Here is a 1,913-nt window from a genome sequence, read left to right as displayed (position 1 = left end):
TCCTGATGGCTTTGCCTTTGGTGAGACGGCTTTCCAGGTCTTTATCCTGAATGCTTCTCGTCGTTTGATGACAGACCGTTTCTATACTGAAAGCTATACACCTGAAGTGTACACGCAAGAAGGTATCGACTGGGTAGAAAATAACACCATGGTTGACGTGATTCGTCGTCACTTCCCCGAGCTAGAGTTAAGCTTAACGGGTGTAGATAATGCCTTTAAACCATGGGGTTTGAAGATTCCAGATAACTACAAAGAGTGGTCAGCTTGTGATAAAGAGCAGCTCTTATGGACGAACGGTGCAATGCGTACTGAATATGATGCAGGAGAGCGTCCAGGGTTAACTGATATCGATATTGGTGGCCTGATTAATACGGTACTTTGGGAAAAAGTAAATCGTAAGGACGATGTCGCGCCACTCGGTTATGAAAAGCCAATCCATGCTCACGCAGCTATGGCGACCACTACTTTTGAACCTGCTTCTGGCCACCCTTATACAGGTGTCTTCAAAGGTGCAGAGTGTGGCTTATTGCGCCTGTCAGTCACGGGTGACCCAAATGACCGTGGCTTTGCTCCAGGCTTAGCATGGAAAGTGTTCGTTGACGGTAGAAACTCACGCAATGTCTCGGCGTTATACACCTTATCAGGCCAAGGTGGTAACCATGATTTCTTTGCAAATGAGTTGTCGCAGTACGTTGACAAGGAAGTGAACGAAACTTTGGGTACCACAGCCTTGTTCTCACTAGTTTCGACTAAGCCAACCACGCTTTCTGTAGAGAAGATGGCGAAGGTTCGCGCAGATGGCACCAAAGAAAGCAGCGTTGTTACGCCGACGCAGGTTTACTTTGTTCCGCGCCCAGAAGTGAAGGGCTTGTTCTCAAGTGCTTCTCATGACTTCCGTGACGACTTGGAAAGCTTACCAGAAGGTACGCCTATCTATGACGTCTACGCAACGAGCGAGAAAATTCGCACTTCTATCTTCCCGTATTTTCATAAGAAGTATGCGAAATCTCGTCGTGATAGTGCTAAGAAAGTTGGTACGATTCGCCTAAGTTCTGAGTTTATCAGCTCGGCCTTTGGTGACGGTGGTGTTTTCTTCAACCACCAGCGTGTAGAGGATCAATAAGTAAGGATTTCAACTTAGCCTAACCCTTGTATTTATCAATCTGTACTTTGGTAAATAACATATTGGCTGTTCTAGAGCAGGAGGATCAGTCAAAATGAAGGGAGTTGTGCCCCGGAGTCTTTCGAGACTTCGGGGCTTTTTTTATACTTCTAGTCTGAGAAGCCCTACTGAAGGAGGGGAGTGCTTGGTTGGTCTGACGCTGTCACCTACCACTTTGCAGTGGCCAGTAATTGAGTTAATGCCTGCAGACCTTTGCCTTTATTGCTGAGTTTCCATGCCATAAAGCATTCATGATTATTTACCTTAGCAAGCTTAAGCTCCTTCAGCTTGCCACTCTCAATGGCTTGGTGAATACGTTTTCGCGGCAAGTGACCAATACCTATACCTGCTAATATGGCTTCGACCTTTTGATCCATGGTTTGTACATAAAAGGTTTTCCCTGCATCTGTGAGCCCGGCGCTGCGCGACACCTCCAGTATTGAGGTGTCATGGGTAACAACGCGTCTTAACTTAGGCAGTATTTCGGTGAGCCTCTGTGTATCTAAGGCGAGTTCAGCAAGTTGATGGGACGTGGCAATAACCGGTATTAGGTCGGTGTCTGTTAGTGGAATTGCGCGGAAGCCTTTTTGTAATGGTACCGGTCCTGGCGCGCCGACAAGGAGTTCTACGCGGTCTTGCTCAAGTGCTTCCCAGCCGCCGTTAAGTACGCACTCAATTAGATCAACTTCTACATTTTCGTGTTCGGCCAGAAAGTCAGACAGCACATCATATAGTACAGGTTGATTCAGCG

General features: G+C 47.0%; 2 protein-coding genes. One reads left to right on the top strand and one right to left on the bottom strand.

The genetic code is table 11. The annotated features are described in order from the left end of the window. On the top strand, positions 1-1,123 hold a 1,123-nt coding region (locus tag A3761_RS24130), incomplete at its 5' end, for a peroxidase family protein (RefSeq protein ID WP_304439643.1). A 206-nt stretch (positions 1,124-1,329) separates the two neighbouring features. Here A3761_RS24130 and A3761_RS24125 read toward each other — a convergent pair. Beyond that, positions 1,330-1,913, bottom strand: a 584-nt coding sequence (locus A3761_RS24125; RefSeq protein ID WP_197473232.1) for a LysR substrate-binding domain-containing protein, incomplete at its 5' end; no start/stop codon positions are given.

The sequence above is a fragment of the Oleiphilus sp. HI0123 genome (genome assembly GCF_001635315.1).
Note: the sequence above shows the minus strand (reverse complement) of the source record. Positions and strands in the feature narration are given on the sequence as shown.